The organism is Rhodococcus sp. IEGM1339 (assembly GCF_050321925.1).
Lineage (GTDB): Bacteria > Actinomycetota > Actinomycetes > Mycobacteriales > Mycobacteriaceae > Rhodococcus > Rhodococcus pyridinivorans.
The window spans coordinates 384,920-404,470 of sequence record NZ_JBNQFT010000003.1 but is presented as its reverse complement, the minus strand read 5'-3'; the positions used below and the strand labels follow the sequence as shown (position 1 = coordinate 404,470).

The 19,551-nt window shown below is 68.6% G+C and carries 15 protein-coding genes; 4 read left to right on the top strand and 11 right to left on the bottom strand.

Annotated features, from left to right (window positions below; genetic code table 11):
* Nucleotides 1-95: 95 nt before the first annotated feature.
* From ACQR3U_RS06605 to ACQR3U_RS06595, 3 genes are all read right to left on the bottom strand, one after another.
* Complete coding sequence (locus ACQR3U_RS06605; RefSeq protein ID WP_230810004.1) at nucleotides 96-1,256, bottom strand: acyl-CoA dehydrogenase family protein; 1,161 nt, start codon at nucleotides 1,254-1,256, stop codon at nucleotides 96-98.
* 67 nt (nucleotides 1,257-1,323) lie between these two features.
* Nucleotides 1,324-2,472 (bottom strand): acyl-CoA dehydrogenase family protein, encoded by a 1,149-nt coding sequence (locus ACQR3U_RS06600; RefSeq protein ID WP_230810003.1) that lies wholly within the window; start codon nucleotides 2,470-2,472, stop codon nucleotides 1,324-1,326.
* Between the two features lie 54 nt (nucleotides 2,473-2,526).
* Nucleotides 2,527-3,321: a TIGR03084 family metal-binding protein gene (locus ACQR3U_RS06595; RefSeq protein WP_230810002.1), complete on the bottom strand. Its 795-nt coding sequence runs from the start codon at nucleotides 3,319-3,321 to the stop codon at nucleotides 2,527-2,529.
* 94 nt (nucleotides 3,322-3,415) lie between these two features.
* Here ACQR3U_RS06595 and ACQR3U_RS06590 point away from each other — a divergent pair, with 94 nt between their 5' ends.
* On the top strand, nucleotides 3,416-4,279 hold the full coding sequence (locus ACQR3U_RS06590; RefSeq protein WP_230810001.1) for an EamA family transporter: 864 nt from the start codon (nucleotides 3,416-3,418) through the stop codon (nucleotides 4,277-4,279).
* 9 nt (nucleotides 4,280-4,288) lie between these two features.
* Here the strand turns inward: ACQR3U_RS06590 and ACQR3U_RS06585 are convergent, their stop codons facing one another.
* Nucleotides 4,289-5,182, bottom strand: coding sequence for a LysR family transcriptional regulator (locus ACQR3U_RS06585; protein ID WP_230810000.1), 894 nt, complete (start codon nucleotides 5,180-5,182; stop codon nucleotides 4,289-4,291).
* Nucleotides 5,183-5,283: 101 nt separating this feature from the next.
* On the opposite strand from ACQR3U_RS06585, the gene ACQR3U_RS06580 reads away from it, so the two are divergent.
* Nucleotides 5,284-6,309: a YeiH family protein gene (locus ACQR3U_RS06580; protein ID WP_006552268.1), complete on the top strand. Its 1,026-nt coding sequence runs from the start codon at nucleotides 5,284-5,286 to the stop codon at nucleotides 6,307-6,309.
* Here ACQR3U_RS06580 and ACQR3U_RS06575 read toward each other — a convergent pair.
* The 4 genes from ACQR3U_RS06575 to ACQR3U_RS06560 form a co-directional block, all read right to left on the bottom strand.
* Nucleotides 6,296-6,628, bottom strand: a complete 333-nt coding sequence (locus ACQR3U_RS06575) for a DUF202 domain-containing protein (RefSeq protein ID WP_230809999.1) — start codon at nucleotides 6,626-6,628, stop codon at nucleotides 6,296-6,298. The two genes, ACQR3U_RS06580 and ACQR3U_RS06575, sit on opposite strands and share 14 nt — an antisense overlap.
* 13 nt (nucleotides 6,629-6,641) lie before the next feature.
* Nucleotides 6,642-7,031, bottom strand: a complete 390-nt coding sequence (locus ACQR3U_RS06570; protein ID WP_230809998.1) for a YidH family protein — start codon at nucleotides 7,029-7,031, stop codon at nucleotides 6,642-6,644.
* Between the two features lie 25 nt (nucleotides 7,032-7,056).
* The gene (locus tag ACQR3U_RS06565; RefSeq protein WP_006552271.1) at nucleotides 7,057-7,512 is read right to left on the bottom strand and encodes a Rieske (2Fe-2S) protein; all 456 of its coding nucleotides are present in this window, start codon (nucleotides 7,510-7,512) and stop codon (nucleotides 7,057-7,059) included.
* An 89-nt stretch (nucleotides 7,513-7,601) separates the two neighbouring features.
* Nucleotides 7,602-9,278: an FAD-dependent oxidoreductase gene (locus tag ACQR3U_RS06560; protein WP_230809997.1), complete on the bottom strand. Its 1,677-nt coding sequence runs from the start codon at nucleotides 9,276-9,278 to the stop codon at nucleotides 7,602-7,604.
* A 166-nt stretch (nucleotides 9,279-9,444) separates the two neighbouring features.
* Between ACQR3U_RS06560 and ACQR3U_RS06555 the strand changes: the two genes are divergently transcribed.
* Together ACQR3U_RS06555 and ACQR3U_RS06550 are read left to right on the top strand one after the other, a co-directional pair.
* Nucleotides 9,445-10,257, top strand: a complete 813-nt coding sequence (locus ACQR3U_RS06555) for an acyl-[acyl-carrier-protein] thioesterase (RefSeq protein ID WP_024101674.1) — start codon at nucleotides 9,445-9,447, stop codon at nucleotides 10,255-10,257.
* Complete coding sequence (locus ACQR3U_RS06550; RefSeq protein ID WP_006552274.1) at nucleotides 10,254-10,745, top strand: SixA phosphatase family protein; 492 nt, start codon at nucleotides 10,254-10,256, stop codon at nucleotides 10,743-10,745. Before ACQR3U_RS06555 ends, ACQR3U_RS06550 begins: the two co-directional genes overlap by 4 nt.
* Before the next feature lie 148 nt (nucleotides 10,746-10,893).
* Here ACQR3U_RS06550 and ACQR3U_RS06545 read toward each other — a convergent pair whose 3' ends face one another.
* The 3 genes from ACQR3U_RS06545 to ACQR3U_RS06535 form a co-directional block, all read right to left on the bottom strand.
* The gene (locus tag ACQR3U_RS06545) at nucleotides 10,894-14,865 is read right to left on the bottom strand and encodes a DNA-directed RNA polymerase subunit beta' (protein ID WP_006552275.1); all 3,972 of its coding nucleotides are present in this window, start codon (nucleotides 14,863-14,865) and stop codon (nucleotides 10,894-10,896) included.
* A gap of 115 nt (nucleotides 14,866-14,980) precedes the next feature.
* A complete protein-coding gene (locus tag ACQR3U_RS06540; RefSeq protein ID WP_006552276.1) occupies nucleotides 14,981-18,487 on the bottom strand; it encodes a DNA-directed RNA polymerase subunit beta in 3,507 nt (1,168 codons plus the stop codon).
* 388 nt (nucleotides 18,488-18,875) lie between these two features.
* Complete coding sequence (locus ACQR3U_RS06535; protein ID WP_230809996.1) at nucleotides 18,876-19,511, bottom strand: hypothetical protein; 636 nt, start codon at nucleotides 19,509-19,511, stop codon at nucleotides 18,876-18,878.
* Nucleotides 19,512-19,551: the final 40 nt, after the last annotated feature.

Below are 19,551 nucleotides of genomic sequence, written 5' to 3'. Positions count from 1 at the left end.
CGCCAGTTCCACACGCTGGGTATCGGTTGCAGGCATGGCCGCCGCAGTCATGACAGGCATACTACAATCTACCGTATTATTTCGCAGACAGACCACTAGTACGACTTCGGCAGGCCCAGCGAGTGCTGGGCCACGAAGTTGAGGATCATCTCCCGGCTGACCGGCGCCACGCGTGCGATGCGCGCGGCGCCGAGCATCGCCGCGAGGCCGTACTCCCGAGTGAGGCCGGCACCGCCGTGGGTCTGGATCGCCTGGTCCAGCGAGGCGATCGCAGCCTCACCCGCGGCGTACTTGGCCATGTTCGCGGCCTCGGCGGCCCCGAAGTCGTCGCCGCTGTCGTAGAGGACGGCGGCCTTCTGCATCATGAGCTTGGCGAGTTCGAGCTCGATCCGGCGCTGCGCCAGCGGGTGCGCGATGCCCTGGTGCGCACCGATGGGCTGCTTCCAGACGGTCCGCTCGTTGGCGTAGCGCACCGCGGCGTCGAGGGCGTACCGGCCCATACCCACTGCCATCGCCGCGCCCATGATCCGTTCGGGGTTCAGTCCGGCGAACAGCTGCATGAGCGCGGCCTCCGGCTCACCGACGAGTGCGTCGGCGGGAAGTCGGACGTCGTCGAAGAACAGGGAGAACTGGTAGTCCGGCTCGAGGATGTCCATCTCCATGGGCGTCTTCGTGAAGCCCGGGGCATCGGTCGGCACGATGAACAGGGCCGGACGGAGCTTGCCGGTCTTCGCGTCCTCGGTGCGGGAGACGACGAGCACGGCGTCGGCCTGGTCGACACCGGAGATGTAGACCTTGCTGCCGGAGAGGATCCAGTCGTCACCGTCGCGGCGCGCGATCGTGGTGATGTTGTGCGAGTTGGATCCGGCGTCGGCCTCGGTGATGCCGAAGGCCATGATGCAAGAGCCGTCGGCGAGGCCGGGCAGCCATTCCTGCTTCTGAGCGTCGGTGCCGTACTTGGAGATGATGGTGCCGCAGATCGCCGGTGAAACCACGACGAGCAGCAGCCCGGCGCCCTTCGCGGAGAGCTCCTCCTGCACCAGCGCGAGTTCGTAGATGCCGGCGCCGCCGCCTCCGTACTGCTCCGGAAGGTTCACGCCGAGGAAGCCGAGCTTGGCCGCCTCCGTCCACAATTCGGTGAGCGGCTCGTGCGCGCGCGACTTGGGAAGTACGTAGTCGACGTAGTTGTAGCGCTCGGCCAGAGCCGCCACCGCAGCGCGTAGTTCCTTCTGTTCTTCGGTCTCGATGATGCTCACGGGGATGCCTTCCGGGTCGGGTGAGAGGACGCGCGGCCGTGGACGGTCGCATGAGGGAACAGGTGGGTCAGGCGCCGTAACCCAGCCGCTTGGCGGCGAGTTCGGTGAGGATCTCTGTGGTGCCACCACCGATGCCGAGGATGCGCATGTCGCGGTACTGCCGTTCGACCTCCGATTCGGCCATGTACCCGAGGCCGCCGAACAACTGAACCGCCTGGTCGGCGACCCATTCGCCGGCCTCGACCGCGGTGTTCTTCGCGAAACACACCTCGGCGATCAGGTCGGTCTCTCCCGCCACGGCGCGCTCGGTGACGTGCCGCGTGTAGACGCGCGCGACGTCGACGCGACGCGCCATCTCGGACAGGGTGCGCTGCACGGCCTGGCGGGTGATCAGCGGCCGGCCGAAGGTCTCGCGGTCGCGGCACCACGCGACGGTCAGGTCCAGGCACCGCTGCGCACCCGAATAGGCCTGGGCGGCGAGGGCGATCCGCTCGGAGACGAAACCCTGTGCGATCTGCCAGAATCCGGTGTTCTCCGCGCCGACGAGGTTGGTGACCGGTACGCGGACGTCGGCGAAGGACAACTCGGCGGTGTCCGACGCGCGCCATCCCATCTTGTCGAGCTTGCGGGAGACGGTGAAACCCGTTGTGCCCTTCTCGATCACGAGCAACGAGACTCCCCCGGCGCCGGGACCTCCGGTGCGGACGGCGGTGACCACGAAGTCGGCGCGGCATCCCGAGGTGATGTAGGTCTTCGCGCCGTTGACGACGTAGTGGTCGCCGTCGCGCACCGCGGTGGTGGTCAGATGACCGACGTCCGATCCGCCGCCCGGTTCGGTGATCGCGAGGGACCCGACGAGTTCGCCTGCGAGAGTGGGCCGTACCCACTTGTCGATCTGATCGGGATCGCCGGCCGCGATGAGGTGCGGCAGGGCGATGCCGCACGTGAACAGTGATGCGAACGCGCCGCCCGAGGCCCCCGCCTCGTGGAACGCCTCGCACACGGTGAGCGTGTCGGCGCCGTCGCCGCCGGAACCACCGACCTCCTCGGGGAATCCCGCGCCGAGCAGGCCGATCTTCGCGGCCTCGCCGTGCAGTTCGCGGGGCAGTTCGCCGGCGCGCTCCCAGTCGTCGAGGTGGGGCAGAATCTCACGCTTCACGAAACCGGTGACGGTCTCGCGGAGGGCGTGATGCTCGGGGGTGGTCCACATGCTCACGATGTCTCCGATGGTGTTTCGGCCGGAGGTCTCTCGACCGTGGGGCGGGTGGTCTCAGGTCGCGGGCGAGCCGGGCTCGCGCCCGGCGCCGGGGGCACCGGCGAAGGCCTGCGCGAGACCGAGCCATTCCTCCGCGTCCGCGCCGTCGGTGACGAGGGCGGTGTCGCCGCGGTGGATGCGCTGGGTGACGAGCAGGCAGAAGTCCAGGGCCGGGCCGGTGACCGACTGCGCGGCGTCCTCCGGACCCCATTCCCAGCTGTCCCCGTCGGGGGCGGTAAGCACGACGCGGAACGGCTCGGCCGGGGGCTTCCGGTCGCGGATGACGTACGCGAAGTCGCGCGTCCGCACCCCCAGGTGCGCGACGTTCTTCAGGCGCGCGGTGGGCGTGCGGGTGACACCGAGGGCGTCGGCGACGTCACCCCCGTGCGCCCAGGTCTCCATGAGCCGCGCGGTCGCCATCGACGCCGGCGACATCGGCGGTCCGAACCACAGGATCTTCGTACCCCGCGGGAGTTCGGCGAGCGCGTCGGCGAGTTCGCGGCGGGTGTCGCGCCAGTCGGCGAGCAACTCCGCGGGCGGCCGCCCCGCCTGTTCCTCGGCACCGACGTCGACGAATCCCAGCGGGTCGCCGAATGCCGCTTCGACCATCTTCACGAAGGCGTCCGGGTCGCGCACGGCGGTGAGCGCCGCCCGGTCGGTCCACAACAGGTGACCGATCTGGTGAGCGATGGTCCAGCCCTCCGCCGGGGTGGGCAGTGCCCAACTCTCGTCGGGCAGGGTCGCGACGAGAGCGTCGAGATCGTCGCCCTCCGCGCGGAGATCGTCGAGCACGATGTACAGATCGGACATGCGGCAAGCGTCACACGCCACAGCCCCAAAATCAAGCACGTGTGATTGTTTTTTGCGGCAGGCGTCGTTCGTGCTCGTCGGACAGACTGACGAGATGGCCGACGATTCCCGCACGCACATCGTCGGCCCTGTCGTCGCGGTCCTCACCGCGGTGCTGTCGATGCAGTTCGGGGCGGCCTTCGCCGCGACCCTGTTCGACCGGGCTGGTGCTCTCGGCACGGTGACCCTGCGCCTGCTGTTCGCCGCCGTGATCCTCTGCGCGTTCACCCGGCCCCGGCCGTGGACGTGGACACCGGAACAGTGGCGGGCGGTGGTGACACTGGGCGCGAGTCTCGCGCTGATGAACACGGCGTTCTACGGAGCGTTGACGCGACTGCCGCTCGCCGCGACCGTCACCATCGAGTTCCTCGGCCCTCTCGGGCTGGCCGCGATCCTGTCCCGACGTATGCGCGACGCCCTGTGGGTGGTGCTCGCGCTGGGCGGGGTGGTCCTGCTCGGCGTCGGCGACGGTGCCGGGCTGTCCACCGGTCCCGATCCGCTCGGAGTCGCCTTCGCGCTGGCCGCCGCATCGGGGTGGGCCTGGTACATCGTGGCGGGCTCACGTGTGGCGACGACCCTGCCCGGATCGGCGGGGCTGGCCGGGGCGACGACGATCGCGGCCGTCGTCGTCCTGCCGTTCGGCGCGGCGACGGCCGGCACCGAGCTCCTCCGGCCCGGCCTCGTGCTCGCAGGACTCGCCGTGGCGCTGCTGTCGTCGGCGATCCCGTACACCCTCGAGATCCGTGCCCTGCCCGACCTGCCGAAGAAGGTGTTCGCGATCCTCATCGCGCTCGAGCCCGCCGCCGCAGCGCTCGCCGGCGCCCTGGTGCTGGGGCAGGTCGTCGAACCTCTCGCCCTCGCGGGTATCGCACTCGTGGTGGTCGCCGGGGCCGGCGCGTTGCAGCGCTCGCGCACGTGACCCGACCGGTCAGCGGGTGCGCGTGATCAGGCGGACCAGCTCCCCTGCCGGACCAGGTAGGGAGCGCGGCGGCCTCCAGACCGCGCGGAGCACACGTTGCAGGTCGAGTCCGTCCACCGCGACCGCGACGAGCCGGCCGGAGTCCAGATACTCCTCCACCGCCAGGGTGCTCAGCACCGCCGGGCCCGTGCCCCCGAGCACACTCGTGCGGACCGCGGCTCCGCTCCCGAGTTCGAGCAGCGGTGCGGCCCGGTCGTACTCCTGCAACGCGAGGTCGAGGGTGCGGCGGGTACCGGACCCCTCCTCGCGGACGACCAGTGGTGTCGCCGCGAATTCGGCCACGGTGAGCGGGCGCCGCCGCCGTGCCCACGGATGCTGCGGCGGGACGACCACGACCAGGCGGTCGCGTGCCACCGCGACACTGTGCAGTCCCTCCGGAACCGTCGGCCCCTCGACGAACCCGACGTCGCATCCGCCCTCGGCGACGACGTCACACACCCGCATCGAGTTGTGGACCTGCAACTGGATCTGGACGTCGTCGCGGAGCGTGCGGAAGGCGCCGAGCCACCGCGGGATGAGGTGTTCGGCGACCGTCATCGACGCCGCGACCACCAGTTCGGGTTGCTGTTCGACGCGCAGTGCTGCAGCGGCGTCGAGGAGGCGTTCCGCGTCGGCCAGGACCTCCCGCGCCCAGTGCGCGACCACCGTGCCCTCCGGGGTGAGCACCGAACCCGTGCGGCCCCGCCGCACGAGGACCGCGCCGAGTTGCCGTTCGAGTCGGCGCAGCATGCGGGTCGCGTTGGGTTGGGCGAGACCGGCCGCGCGGGCCGCGGCGCCGAGCCCGCCCCGGTCGTCGACCCCGACGAGCAGTTCCAGAGCGACGAGATCCGGCCAGCTGGTCATGCACGAACGATATGCCGCACTCGCCACTCATATCCATTCGATATGAGCTCATGTCCGATCGACGGCTGGTGCGGACACCGCTGCGGCGGAAGAGTCGAGGCATGCTCACCGTCCACGCGCCCGTGTCCCGGCCCACCGTCGTCCCGGGTCTCCTCGTAGCCGCGGCGGGCGCGGTCGTCGCACTGGGAGCGGCGCACCTGATCCCCGGGACGAGCCCGTTGCTCGTCGCGATCGTCCTGGGTGTGGTCGTGGCGAATATCGGTCTGCCCGCACCGGTGGTCGGCCTTCTGGAGCCGGGCCTGGGTACGGCGTCGAAGCGTCTCCTCCGAGTGGGCGTCGCTCTTCTCGGCGTGCAGCTCGCGGTCTCCGATCTCGTCGACCTCGGGTGGGGCACAGCGGTCGTCGCGGCGACCGTCGTCGTCGCGGGTATCGGCGGGTCGCTCGCCTTCGGCCGGTGGCTCGGGGTGGGCTGGACCCAGCGCCTGCTCATCGCGTGCGGTTTCTCGATCTGCGGAGCCGCGGCCGCGGCGGCGGTCGACGGTGTGATCGATTCGCGCAAACGCGAACTCGTCACCACCGTCGCATTGGTGGTCGTCTTCGGCACCGCGATGATCCCGCTCGTTCCGCTCGCCGCCGGGATGCTCGGGCTGACTCCCGGGACCGCCGGTCTGTGGGCGGGTGCGGCGATCCACGAGGTCGCCCAGGTGGTCGCGACCGGCACCGCCCTCGAGGCCACCGCCGGTGGGGTGCTCGCCGCGGCGGTGACGGTCAAGCTCGCGCGGGTGGCACTGCTGGCCCCGGTCGTGGCGGTCGTCGGGGTCGTCGCTCGGCGGCGCGGTGAGGACCGCCGCGACGAGCGCACTCCCCCGATCGTGCCGGTCTTCCTGCTGGGTTTCCTCGCGTGCGTCGCACTGCGCTCGACCGGACTGCTCGATCCGATCGTGGTGGAGGCTGCGGGGACGGTGCAGCGCACGCTGCTGACCGTCGCGATGTTCGCCCTGGGCGCGGGGGTGCGCCGGGAAGTGCTCCGCGGCGTCGGATGGCGTCCGATCGCGCTCGCGGCAGCGGCGACCGTCTGGGTCGCGGCGATAGCCCTGATCGGCGTGTTGTCACTCAGCGGGCGGTGACGATCAGGACGGCCGACGAGATCGCGAGCACCACGACCGTGGCGGAGACCGCGATGTTGCGCCACCAGAAATAGGGCGCGCGACCCGCGACCAGACCGCGCACTCGCGCGCGGTGACCGATCCGGGAGGCGAGCAGCACCGCCAGCACGGGCACGAGGCAGATCAGGCCGATCGACGCGACCACGGCACCCGGACCCGGCACGAACCGCATGAATCCGAGCACCACCGCACCGAGCACCGAGGCGGTGCGCAGCCACGCCAGACTCGTCCGTTCGGGCTGCAGACCGACGTCGCCGTGCCGCAGATCGTCCCGGCTCACGGTGCGGCTCGTCTCACCGGGCGATCGCGACGGCGAGCACGACCCCCGAGACCCCGAGGGCCACGGCGAGCAGATAGGCCACCCACGGCACCGGGAGTGCCCGTCCGGTGCGCATCGCGTGCTCGACGCGGTGCCAGCGGATCAGCGCGAACACCATGAGCACGGCGGCGAATCCGAGCAACGCGCACGCCAGCACCGTGCGGAGCCCCTCCGACACGATGCCGCCCGCGAAGGTCTCCAGCGCGACCGCCGCGGCGATGACGCCGAGCGCGGTCCGCACCCACGCGAGGAAGGTGCGCTCGTTGGCCAGCGTGAAACGAGGGTCCGGGTCCGTACCGTCACGCAGCGCCTTCGGGCGCCAACCGTGCAGCGCCTTCGGGCGCCGGCCTCCGCTGGTCTCCACGGAGCGGACTCTATCCCCGGACCGATCAGCCCACGACGAGATCGGACCCGCGGGCCGCCACGGGACGGGTCTTCAGCGGCCGCTTCGCCGGTCCTTCGACCGGCGCGCCGTCGAGGTCGTACCGGCTGCCGTGGCACGGGCAGATGATGCGATCGTCCTCGACACCGCTGAGATTGCAGCCCTGATGGGTGCAGATCGCGATGAACGCGCGGAAGTCGCCCTCTGCGGGCTGGGTGACGACGAGCCTCTTCGATTCGAGCATGACGCCCCCGCCGACCGGCACGTCCGCGACGGCGGCGACGACCTCCGCATCGGGTCCGGGAGGCGCCGTCGTGGTCGGTGCGGGCACCGCCGATCGCGCCTCGCCGGTGTCGCCGGACGATCCGCAGGCTGTAAGGGCCGCGCCGGCCGCCACCACACCGGCGCCGCCGATGAGGGTGCGGCGCGTGAGCGCCGTGCGGTCGAGGTTGTCGCTGCTCATGCAGATGTCCGTTCGGGTCGGGATTCGGTTCTCCCGAGCCTATCGACGAACGTCCGGGCGGGCCGCGACCTGCGTCACCCGCGGCTGTGTCAACGACGCAGCGAGGCGAGCAGCGGAAGACGGCGTCGGCGACGACCGAGTTCGACGAGGCTCTCGCGATCGGTGATCTTGACGCGCGGCCGACCCTGGGCTCGTCCGGCCTGCCGCTCGGCGGCGTCGATGGTCTTCCAGCCGTCCAGGTCCACCCGATCGGGCCTGCGCTGTGCGAGCAACCGGTTCAGCGCACGACGGTCGCCGCGGGGAGCGGCGAGTGCACCGGAGTCGAAGTCGGCCAGCAGCGCGGCGACGGTCTCCTTCGCGCATCCCTTGTTGGTGCCGATGACGCCGCTCGGGCCGCGCTTGGCCCACCCGGTGACGTAGACGCCGGCGTCCACACGACCGCCGGTGTTGGGAACGACCCCGCGGACGTCGTCGAAGGGCACACCCGGTAGCGGAACGCCGCGATAGCCGATCGACCGGAGTACGAGCGTAGCGGGCAGGTCCTCGAAACGGCCGGTGGGTCGGGCGGAGAGACGACCACTGTCGTCGACGAGTTCGGTGCGTTCGATCCGCACGCCGGTCACGTGGTCGTCGCCGAGCAGTTCGCTCGGCGCGGCGAGGTACCGGAAGACGATGCGGCGGTGCCCGGGACGGACGGGCCGGCCGGCGTACTCGCTGGCGAGACGGACGCGCAGCGCGGTCGCCGCGTCCTCCTCCACGGCCCGGGCGCTCACCGGATCGAGTTCGAGGTCGGCGTCGTCGACAACGACGTCGACTCCGGTGAGGTCGCCGAGGGCGAGGAACTCCGGATTGCTGTACGCGGCCTGGGCCGGGCCGCGCCGGCCGAGCAGGACGACCTCGCGGATGTTGCTCTTCCGCAACGCCGTCAGGGCGTGGTCGGCGATGTCGGTGCGCGCGAGTTCGTCGACGTCCATGGTGAGTATCCGCGCGACGTCGAGGGCGACGTTGCCGTTGCCGACGATGACGGCGCGTTCCCCGGACAGATCGAAAGTGCGGTCGGCGTAGTCGGGGTGGCCGTTGTACCAGGCGACGAACTCGGTGGCGGCGTGGCTGCCGGGCAGGTCCTCACCGGCGACCCCGAGGCGGCGGTCGGACGACGCACCGGTCGCGTAGATCACGGCGTGGTGGTGCTCGAGCAGTTCGGCGTGGGTGATGTCGCGACCGACCTCGGTGGCAAGGTGCAGGGCGAACTCCTCGCGCCGGAACGACCATTCGAACGATTCCGTGACCGCCTTGGTCCCCGGATGATCGGGGGCGACACCGGCGCGCACGAGGCCGAAGGGAGTCGGGAGCCGGTCGAACATCTCGACCTCGACTTCGGAACGTTCGAGCAGTTCCTGGGCGGCGTAGCAGGCCGCGGGGCCGGCGCCGACGATCGCGACCCGCAGCGTTCCACGATCGCGCGGAGGCGCCGGGGTGGGCACGAGGGGCTTCCACCCCTCCGGCGCCGGGTGGTCCTCGTACCAGGCCGCGTTGATCTCGGCGAACCGCATCTGGGAGGGATCGAGCTTGTCGTCGGGCAGGATCGCCTCGACCGGGCACGCGTCGGCGCAGGCGCCGCAGTCGATGCAGGTCTTCGGATCGATGTGCAGCATCTCGGCGGTGGCGAACTCGGGCTCGTCCGGCGAGGGGTGGATGCAGTTCACGGGGCAGACTGCGACGCAGCTCGCGTCGTTGCAGCAGGTCTGGGTGATCACATAGGACATGGGAAGGGTCCTCGGCAGCCGGGCGGAGCGTCCGCGAATTTCATGTAACGATCCGTAACAGTTAATTCGACTGTAGCGGCTGTCGCCGTGGGTTCGCAAGAGAACCTGCGACCGCCCACCGAAACTGCGAGAATCGCACGATCGGACATCCGACCCGGGGGGACACATGGCCACGTCGACGCCGAGCACCGATCTGCCTCGGACGCGACCGCTCACGGAACTGCCCGAGCAGGCGAACCCCTTCTCCACCGAGCGCACCGTCCGCACCGGCGACGTCGACACCGGTAAGCGACTGCGGCTCGACGGCATCGCCCGCTATCTCCAGGACATCGGCACCGACAACCTCGCCGCCGTCGGCGCGTCCGAGACCGACCCGCTCTGGATCGTCCGGCGCACGATCGTCGACGTGCACCGCCCCGCCGAGTACGGCCGCACGCTCCGGCTGCGACGTTGGTGCGACGCCCTGTCGACGCGGTGGGCGAACGTGCGGGTCCGCTTCGACGACCCCGGCGACGCCCCGGACGGCCCGCTGATCGAGACCGCGGCGTTCTGGATCGACATCGGTCCCACCACCGGCGCCCCCACCCGGATCAGCGACGGCCTGTTCGAGCACATGGCCCGCTACGCGCACGACACACGCCTGAAGTGGACGGCGTGGCTGCCCGCTCGCGCACCCGACGAGGTCGACGACGAACGCGTCTTCCCCCTACGCGCCACCGACCTCGACCCGTTCGGGCACGTCAACAACGCCGTCTACTGGCACGGCCTCGAGGAGCTCCTGCCCCTCCGGCCGGACATCCCGGACGCGCCGTACCGGGCGGTGATCGAACACCTGCGCCCCGTCGCCGCCGGCGAGACCCTCACACTGCGGACGACCCTGCGAGAGGACGGACTGACGGTCTGGTTCACGGTCGAGGATCACACTCGCGCGGTCGCGTGGATCGGCCGGAAACCGGACGCTCTACGGTGGACCCCATGACCCGTACCCTGATCTTGCTGCGCCACGGCAAGTCCGCGTACCCGGACGACGTGGACGATCACGAGCGTCCCCTCTCCCCCCGCGGACGCCGCGAGGCCGGACTCGCCGGTCGCTGGATCCGGGCGAACCTGCCCGAAGTGGACGCCGTTCTGTGCTCCACCGCGACCCGGACGCGCAAGACACTCGCCGAAGCAGCCGTGGAGGCTCCCGTCGAGTACCGCGACAGCCTGTACCACGCCGATCCGGAATCCCTGGTCGCCGAGATCCGGAGAACGGCCGACGACGTGCACACCCTGCTCGTCATCGGGCACGAGCCGACCCTCTCCGCGACCGTCCTCGGGCTCATCACGGATCACAGCACCGACGCTGCCCATCAGGTGGCCGAGAAGTTCCCCACCTCCGCGATCGCGGTCCTCACGGTGAGCGGATCCTGGTCCGAACTGTCGCGAGGCACCGCCGAACTCGTGGACTTCCACATCCCGCGCTGACCCGCGTCCCGAGCGACCCACCCCGAGCGGAACTGCCACGGGACGCTCGCACGCACGCCGTGACGGCATCACCGTCGAGAACAAATGACGAAGGTCCCGCCCCCGAAGAGAAGAGGGCGGGACCTTCGTCGTCTACTACGGCAGCGAACTACCGGTAGTCGTTGGAGTAACCGTAGTCATCCAGCGGCACTGCAGCGCCGGTGTTCTGGCCGAAGCCGTCCGGCGAGTAGTACTGGTCGTCGTACGCCGGGATGGCGTACGCGGCCGCACGGGCCTCCTCGGTCGGCTGGACCTCGATGTTCCGGTACTTGTTGATACCGGTACCGGCGGGGATCAGCTTACCGATGATCACGTTCTCCTTGAGACCGATCAGCTTGTCCGAGCGGCAGTTGATCGCCGCGTCGGTGAGCACGCGAGTGGTCTCCTGGAAGGACGCCGCCGACAGCCACGAGTCGGTGGCCAGCGACGCCTTCGTGATGCCCATGAGGACCGGACGGCCGGCAGCCGGCTCGCCACCCTCCTGAACCACACGACGGTTCGCAGCCTCGAACTCGCTGCGCTCGACGAGCGAACCGGGCAGGAACTCCGTCGAGCCCGAGTCGATGATCGTCACGCGACGCAGCATCTGGCGCACGATGACCTCGATGTGCTTGTCGTGGATCGACACGCCCTGGCTCCGGTAGACCTCCTGGACCTCGTGGACCAGGTGGACCTGAACCTGACGCGGGCCCATCACGCGCAGCACCTCGTGCGGATCGGCAGAGCCCTCGAGGAGCTGCTGACCGACCTCCACGTGATCGCCGTCCGCGAGCACGCCCTCGGTGCCGTCGGCCTTGCGGATGACGTGCAGACGCTGACGCTTGGACAGCTTGTCGTACACGACCTCCTCGCCACCGTCGTCGGGGATGATCGTGATCTTGTAGAAACGATCGTCGTCCTCGAGACGGATGCGACCGGAGACGTCGGCGATCGGGGCCTTGCCCTTGGGGACGCGAGCCTCGAACAGCTCCTGGACGCGGGGCAGACCACCGGTGATGTCCTCACCGACGCCACCCTGGTGGAAGGTACGCATCGTCAGCTGCGTACCGGGCTCACCGATCGACTGGGCGGCGACGATACCGACGGCCTCGCCGATGTCGACGAGCTTGCCCGTCGCCATCGAACGGCCGTAGCAGGTCGCGCACACGCCGGTGCCGGTGTCGCAGGTCAGGACCGAGCGGACCTTGACCTTCTGGATACCGGCCTCGAGCAGCGCCTCGATCGCCGGGTCGCCGAGGTCGGAACCACGCTCGACGACGACGTTGCCGTTCGCGTCGACCGCGTCCGTCGCCAGCGTGCGAGCGTAGGTGCTGGTCTCGATGTGAGCGTCGCGCACGAGCTCGCCGGTCGGCTGACCGGTCGCGTCGCGTGCGAGCTCGGCGATGGTCATCTCGATGCCGCGCGGCGTGCCGCAGTCGACCTCGCGGACGATGACGTCCTGCGAGACGTCGACCAGACGACGGGTCAGGTAACCCGAGTCGGCGGTACGGAGAGCGGTGTCGGCCAGACCCTTACGCGCGCCGTGCGTGTTGATGAAGTACTCGGCGACGGTCAGGCCCTCACGGAAGGAGGACTTGATCGGGCGCGGGATGAACTCGCCCTTCGGGTTCGTCACCAGACCCTTCATGCCCGCCAGCGAACGGATCTGGGTCATGTTGCCCGCAGCACCGGACTTGACGATCGTGGGGATCGGGTTGTCGTCCGGGTAGTGCGCCTCCATGACCTGACCGACCTCTTCGGTCGCTTCCTGCCACAGCTTGACGAGCGAGTCGCGACGCTCGTCCTCCGAGAGCTTGCCTCGGTCGTACTGCCGCTGGATGGCGTCGGCCTGGGTCTCGTACCGCTCGAGGATGTCCTTCTTCTCCGGCGGAACGAGCACGTCCGCCATCGAGATGGTGACACCCGAACGCGTGGCCCAGTAGAAGCCGGCGTCCTTGAGCTTGTCGACGGTCTGCGCGACAACGATCATCGGGTACCGCTCGGCCAGGTCGTTGATGATCGCGGCCTGGCGCTTCTTCGGCATGATGTCGTTGACGAACGCGTAGTTCGTCGGCAGCAGCTCGTTGAACAGCACGCGACCGAGGGTGGTCTGCGTGGTCCACGGCTCACCGAACTTCCAACCCTCCGGGAACAGCTCGTTCTCGACGTCGCGCGGAGGACGCAGCTGGGTCAGGCGCACCTTGATCGGAGCCTGGACCGACAGCACGCCACGGTCGACGGCCATCTGGGCCTCGGCCGGCGACGAGTAGACGCCCTGCTCGGGCTCGTCGGCGGTCGCGGCCGTGTAGGCGCCGGGGGCGTCCTCGACCAGACGGGTCAGGTGGAACAGACCCGTCACCATGTCCAGACGCGGCATGGCGAGCGGGCGGCCCGATGCCGGCGACAGGATGTTGTTCGACGACAGCATCAGGATGCGGGCCTCGGCCTGCGCCTCCGCGGACAGTGGGAGGTGCACGGCCATCTGGTCGCCGTCGAAGTCGGCGTTGAAGGCCTCACACACGAGGGGGTGCAGCTGAATGGCCTTGCCCTCGACGAGCTGCGGCTCGAACGCCTGGATACCGAGGCGGTGCAGCGTGGGAGCACGGTTCAGCAGAACCGGGTGCTCGTTGATGACCTCTTCGAGGACGTCCCACACCTGCGGGCGCTGACGCTCGACCATGCGCTTGGCGGACTTGATGTTCTGCGCGTGGTTGAGGTCGACGAGACGCTTCATCACGAACGGCTTGAACAGCTCGAGCGCCATCAGCTTCGGCAGACCGCACTGGTGCAGCTTGAGCTGCGGACCGACGACGATGACCGAACGGCCCGAGTAGTCGACGCGCTTACCGAGCAGGTTCTGACGGAAGCGGCCCTGCTTGCCCTTGAGCAGATCGGACAGCGACTTGAGCGGCCGGTTACCGGGACCGGTGACCGGCCGGCCACGACGGCCGTTGTCGAACAGGGCGTCGACCGACTCCTGCAGCATCCGCTTCTCGTTGTTGACGATGATCTCGGGGGCACCGAGGTCGATCAGTCGCTTGAGGCGGTTGTTGCGGTTGATGACGCGGCGGTACAGGTCGTTGAGGTCGGAGGTCGCGAAGCGGCCACCGTCGAGCTGCACCATCGGACGCAGTTCCGGCGGGATCACCGGCACGGCGTCGAGCACCATGCCCATGGGCGAGTTGCCGGACTGCTGGAACGCCGCCACGACCTTCAGGCGCTTGAGAGCACGGAGCTTCTTCTGGCCCTTGCCGCTGCGGATGGTCTCGCGCAGCGACTCGGCCTCGGCATCGATGTCGAAGTTCTCGATGAGCTTCTGGATCGCCTCGGCACCCATGGCACCGGTGAAGTACTCGCCGTAGCGGTCCTGGAGCTCGCGGTAGATCATCTCGTCGACGATCAGGTCCTTCGGCTTCAGCTTCGTGAAGGTCGTCCAGATCTCGTCGAGGCGGTCGAGCTCGCGCTGCGCACGGTCGCGGAGCTGACGCATCTCGCGCTCGCCGCCGTCCTTGACCTTGCGGCGGACGTCGGACTTGGCGCCCTCGGCCTCGAGTTCGGCGAGGTCGGCTTCGAGCTTCTGTGCACGGGCCTCGAGGTCGGCGTCGCGCTGGTCGGCGACCGACTTCTTCTCGACCTCCATCTCGGCTTCGAGAGTGGAGAGCTCGTTGTGGCGCAGCTCGTCGTCGACCGACGTGATGACGTACGCGGCGAAGTAGATGATCTTCTCGAGATCCTTCGGCGCGAGGTCGAGCAGGTAGCCGAGGCGGCTCGGCACACCCTTGAAGTACCAGATGTGCGTCACCGGAGCGGCGAGCTCGATGTGGCCCATACGCTCACGGCGGACCTTGGCGCGGGTCACCTCGACGCCGCAGCGCTCGCAGATGATGCCCTTGAAGCGGACACGCTTGTACTTGCCGCAGTAGCACTCCCAGTCCCGGGTGGGACCGAAGATCTTCTCGCAGAACAAGCCGTCCTTCTCGGGCTTGAGCGTGCGGTAGTTGATGGTCTCGGGCTTCTTGACCTCGCCGTACGACCAGTTACGGATGTCCTCGGCGGTGGCCAGGCCGATCCGGAGTTCATCGAAGAAGTTGACGTCGAGCACGTAACTTCCTTTCCCCTGTGCGGGTTGTATTGCTGCTAGTTGTCGCTATCGCTGCCGGGGCCCGACGCGGTACGCGCCCAGTGGTGTCGGGGTGCGTACCGCGTCGGCTCGGCTCCTAGTTCGCGAGGTCGTCGACCGTGGCCGACTCGTTGCGGGAAAGGTTGATGCCCAGGTTGGCGGCCGCCCGCTCGAGGTCCTCGTCGTCGCCGTCGGCCATCGCGATGGCCGCGCCGTCGCTGGAGAGGACCTCCACGTTCAGGCACAGCGACTGGAGTTCCTTGAGGAGCACCTTGAACGACTCGGGGATACCCGGCTCGGGGATGTTCTCGCCCTTGACGATCGCCTCGTAGACCTTGACGCGACCGACCACGTCGTCGGACTTGATCGTGAGCAGCTCCTGGAGGGTGTAGGCGGCGCCGTAGGCCTGCATGGCCCAGCACTCCATCTCACCGAAGCGCTGACCACCGAACTGTGCCTTACCACCGAGCGGCTGCTGCGTGATCATCGAGTACGGACCGGTCGAACGCGCGTGAATCTTGTCGTCGACCAGGTGGTGCAGCTTGATGATGTACATGTAGCCGACCGACACCGGGTACGGGAACGGCTCGCCGGAGCGACCGTCGAACAGCGTCGCCTTGCCGTCGGGGCCGACCATGACCTCGCCGTCGCGGTTCGGCAGCGTCGAGGACAGCAGACCCGTCAGCTCCTCCTCGCGGGCACCGTCGAACACCGGCGTGGCGATGTTGGTGTCGGGCTCGGCGGCGAGCATCTCATCGGAGAGGTTCTGCGCCCACTCGGGACGGCTGCCGTCGTCGGCCACCTGGATCTGCCAGCCGGCTTTGCCGATCCAGCCCAGGTGCGTCTCGAGGACCTGGCCGATGTTCATACGACGCGGAACACCGTGGGTGTTCAGGATGATGTCGACCGGGGTGCCGTCGGGCAGGAACGGCATGTCCTCCTGCGGGAGGATCTTGCCGATGACGCCCTTGTTGCCGTGGCGGCCGGCGAGCTTGTCGCCGTCCTGGATCTTGCGCTTCTGCGCCACATACACGCGGACGAGCTCGTTGACACCCGGAGGCAGATCGTCGTCGTCCTCGCGCGAGAACACGCGAACACCGATGACCTTGCCGTTCTCGCCGTGGGGCACCTTCAGCGAGGTGTCGCGGACCTCGCGCGCCTTCTCACCGAAGATCGCGCGGAGCAGGCGCTCCTCGGGGGTCAGCTCGGTCTCGCCCTTCGGCGTGACCTTGCCGACGAGGATGTCGCCGTCGCGGACCTCGGCGCCGATGCGGACGATGCCACGCTCGTCGAGGTCGGCGAGGACCTCGTCGGAGACGTTCGGGATGTCGCGGGTGATCTCCTCGGCACCGAGCTTGGTGTCGCGAGCGTCGATCTCGTGCTCCTCGATGTGGATCGAGGTGAGCACGTCCTCCTCCACGAGGCGCTGCGACAGGATGATCGCGTCCTCGTAGTTGTGGCCTTCCCACGGCATGATCGCCACGAGCAGGTTCTTGCCGAGCGCCATCTCACCGTTCTCGGTGCAGGGGCCGTCGGCGAGGACCTGGCCGGACTCGACGCGCTGTCCTTCGTCCACGATCGGACGCTGGTTCGAGCAGGTGCCCTGGTTCGAACGGTCGAACTTGCGCAGACGGTAGGTCTTGCGGGTTCCATCGTCGGCCATGACGGTGATGAAGTCGGCGGAGACCTCTTCGATCACGCCGCTCTTCTCGGTGACGATGACGTCGCCGGCGTCGACGGCGGCACGCAGCTCCATGCCGGTACCGACGATCGGCGACTCGCTGCGCACCAGCGGCACGGCCTGACGCTGCATGTTCGCGCCCATGAGGGCACGGTTGGCGTCGTCGTGCTCGAGGAACGGGATCATGGCGGTCGCGACCGACACCATCTGGCGCGGCGAGACGTCCATGTACTCGACCTGGTCGGCGGAGACGTACTCGATCTCCGCGCCCTTCTTACGGACGAGCACACGCTCGTCCGAGAAGCGGTTGTCGGAACCGATCGGCGAGTTGGCCTGCGCGATGAGGTAGCGGTCCTCCTCGTCGGCGGTGAGGTACTCGACCTCATCGGTGACGACACCGTCGACGACCTTGCGGTAGGGCGTCTCGATGAAGCCGAACGGGTTGACCCGCGCGTACACCGACAGCGAGCCGATCAGGCCGATGTTCGGACCTTCCGGGGTCTCGATCGGGCACATGCGGCCGTAGTGGGACGGGTGGACATCGCGGACCTCGAGGCCGGCGCGCTCACGCGACAGACCGCCGGGGCCCAGCGCCGACAGGCGACGCTTGTGGGTCAGGCCCGAGAGCGGGTTGTTCTGGTCCATGAACTGCGACAGCTGGGAGGTTCCGAAGAACTCCTTGATCGCGGCCACGACCGGACGGATATTGATCAGGGTCTGCGGCGTGATCGCCTCGACGTCCTGGGTGGTCATGCGCTCACGGACCACGCGCTCCATGCGGGACAGGCCCACGCGGATCTGGTTCTGGATGAGCTCGCCGACCGTGCGCAGACGACGGTTGCCGAAGTGGTCGATGTCGTCGACCTCGACGGGAACCTCGACGCCGCCGGGGACGGTCATCTTGTTCTCGCCCGCGTGCAGGCGCACGAGGTACTCGATCGTGGCGACGATGTCTTCCTCGGTGAGGGTGGACGCCTCGATCGGCTGGCCCGTGTTCAGGCCGAGCTTCTTGTTGATCTTGTAACGGCCCACGCGCGCCAGGTCGTAGCGCTTGTCCTTGAAGAAGAGGTTCTCCAGCAGGGTCTGCGCGCTCTCCTTGGTCGGCGGCTCGCCCGGACGGAGCTTGCGGTAGATGTCGAGGAGCGCCTCGTCGGTGCCCGCCGTGTTGTCCTTCTCGAGCGTCGACATCATGATCTCGGAGAACCCGAAACGCTCGACGATCTGCTCGGTGGACCAGCCCAGCGCCTTGAGCAGCACGGTGACCGGCTGACGACGCTTGCGGTCGATACGCACGCCGACGGTGTCGCGCTTGTCGACGTCGAACTCGAGCCAGGCACCGCGGCCCGGGATGACCTTGACGCTGTGCAGGTCCTTCTCGGTGCTCTTGTCGACGTTCTTGTCGAAGTACACACCGGGCGAACGCACGAGCTGCGACACCACGACACGCTCGGTGCCGTTGATGATGAAGGTGCCCTTGTCGGTCATCATCGGGAAATCACCCATGAAGACCGTCTGGCTCTTGATCTCACCGGTGTTGTTGTTGATGAACTCGGCGGTGACGAACAGCGGAGCCGCGTACGTCATGTCCTTGTCCTTGCACTCCTCGACGGAGGCCTTGACCTCGTCGAAGCGCGGATCGGAGAAGGACAGGGACATCGAACCCGAGAAGTCCTCGATGGGCGAGAGCTCGTCGAGGATTTCTTCCAGGCCACCGACGACGTGACCGTCGCCGCGCTCGGCAGCCTTCGCGCGCCAGCGCTCCGAGCCGATCAACCATTCGAACGAATCGGTCTGTAGATCGAGGAGCCCGGGAACTTCGAGGGGTTCGCGAATCTTCGCGAACGACACCCTCGTCGGGGCTCCGGGGATTCCGGCTACTGCCTTGGTCTGGCTAGAGACTGCCAAGATGCGTCCTTCCAGCACCTCACGCGGGCCGCTCCAACCGGTGCGACCGCCGCTGTACCTGCTTCTTCATGTGGGGCGTTTTCGCTGGTCGCAACCCGAACGAGACCCCACCGACGCACCGAAACGGTCTCGCTCGAAAGAGCGAATTCCGACTCGACAATCAGAAGGTGAACAGGAGGCAGCCAGCGCAAAGAACTAACCTACACCTGAGTAGGCGAAATGTCCACAGGGGTGCCTCAAAGAAACCTGGCAAACGACCTCGAGCGGCTCACGAGGAAGCCTTCAGTCGAACAGGCGTACCGATAGAGTGACCGCTCGCGTCGCCTGCGTCAAGACTGCGCGTCCGGAACGATCCGCGCGTCGCGGCCGCGGACGCCCCCGGTGAGGGGGCGATCCGCAGCCGTCGTCACCGGTCGCGGATCTCCGAGACCAGCCATCGTCCGTCCGACTTCTCCATCCTCACCAGCAGCGGTGCGGCCGCACTTCCCTGGGCGATCCCGTCGCCGGTGGCGCTGACGTTGATGTAGGCGGCGACCTCGGCGCGGGTGTCGTCGATCATCGTCACGCCGATGTGCTCGACCATCACCTCGGTGACCGTGCGGGTGTCGATCGCGGCCTTCTTGGTGACGTCCGCGGTCGAGTCGAACTCCTCGAGCCGCTCCGGGGTCAGCAACTCCCGGATCCGGCCGAAGTCCTCGTCGATGGTGCGGTAGTCGTAGCCGTGCATGGTCTCGATCGCGACCTTCGCGGCCTCGGTGACCTCGCGTGTCTCCGCGGTGTCGACCCACGCGACGTTCGAGATCTCGGCGCCGGGGCGGAAGGCTGCGACCGCGGCGATCACCGCGAGCACCACCGCCACCGCACCGACGACGATCACCGGACGCCACCCACCGGAGGCACGCGACCTGCCGGCGTCACCGGCGGGAGGCTCGGGCGGATCAACCGGCTCGGCCGGAGACTCCGTCGGGTGCTCTGCGGGAGTTCCGTCGCCGGCCGCCGGGGCCGACTTCTCCTGCTCCTCGTCCTGCTTGTCGAGCGTCACCTCGGAGGGTCGTGACTGCTCGGCAGAAGTTTCCTCGGCA

Excerpts from the sequence above, each read along its gene's own strand:
- ACQR3U_RS06595 (WP_230810002.1), bottom strand. The coding sequence starts at position 3,321 with ATGTCCGATCTGTACATCGTGCTCGACGATCTCCGCGCGGAGGGCGAC.
- ACQR3U_RS06590 (WP_230810001.1), top strand. The coding sequence starts at position 3,416 with ATGGCCGACGATTCCCGCACGCACATCGTCGGCCCTGTCGTCGCGGTC.
- ACQR3U_RS06585 (WP_230810000.1), bottom strand. The coding sequence starts at position 5,182 with ATGACCAGCTGGCCGGATCTCGTCGCTCTGGAACTGCTCGTCGGGGTC.
- ACQR3U_RS06580 (WP_006552268.1), top strand. The coding sequence starts at position 5,284 with ATGCTCACCGTCCACGCGCCCGTGTCCCGGCCCACCGTCGTCCCGGGT.
- ACQR3U_RS06565 (WP_006552271.1), bottom strand. The coding sequence starts at position 7,512 with ATGAGCAGCGACAACCTCGACCGCACGGCGCTCACGCGCCGCACCCTC.
- ACQR3U_RS06560 (WP_230809997.1), bottom strand. The coding sequence starts at position 9,278 with ATGTCCTATGTGATCACCCAGACCTGCTGCAACGACGCGAGCTGCGTC.
- ACQR3U_RS06555 (WP_024101674.1), top strand. The coding sequence starts at position 9,445 with ATGGCCACGTCGACGCCGAGCACCGATCTGCCTCGGACGCGACCGCTC.
- ACQR3U_RS06550 (WP_006552274.1), top strand. The coding sequence starts at position 10,254 with ATGACCCGTACCCTGATCTTGCTGCGCCACGGCAAGTCCGCGTACCCG.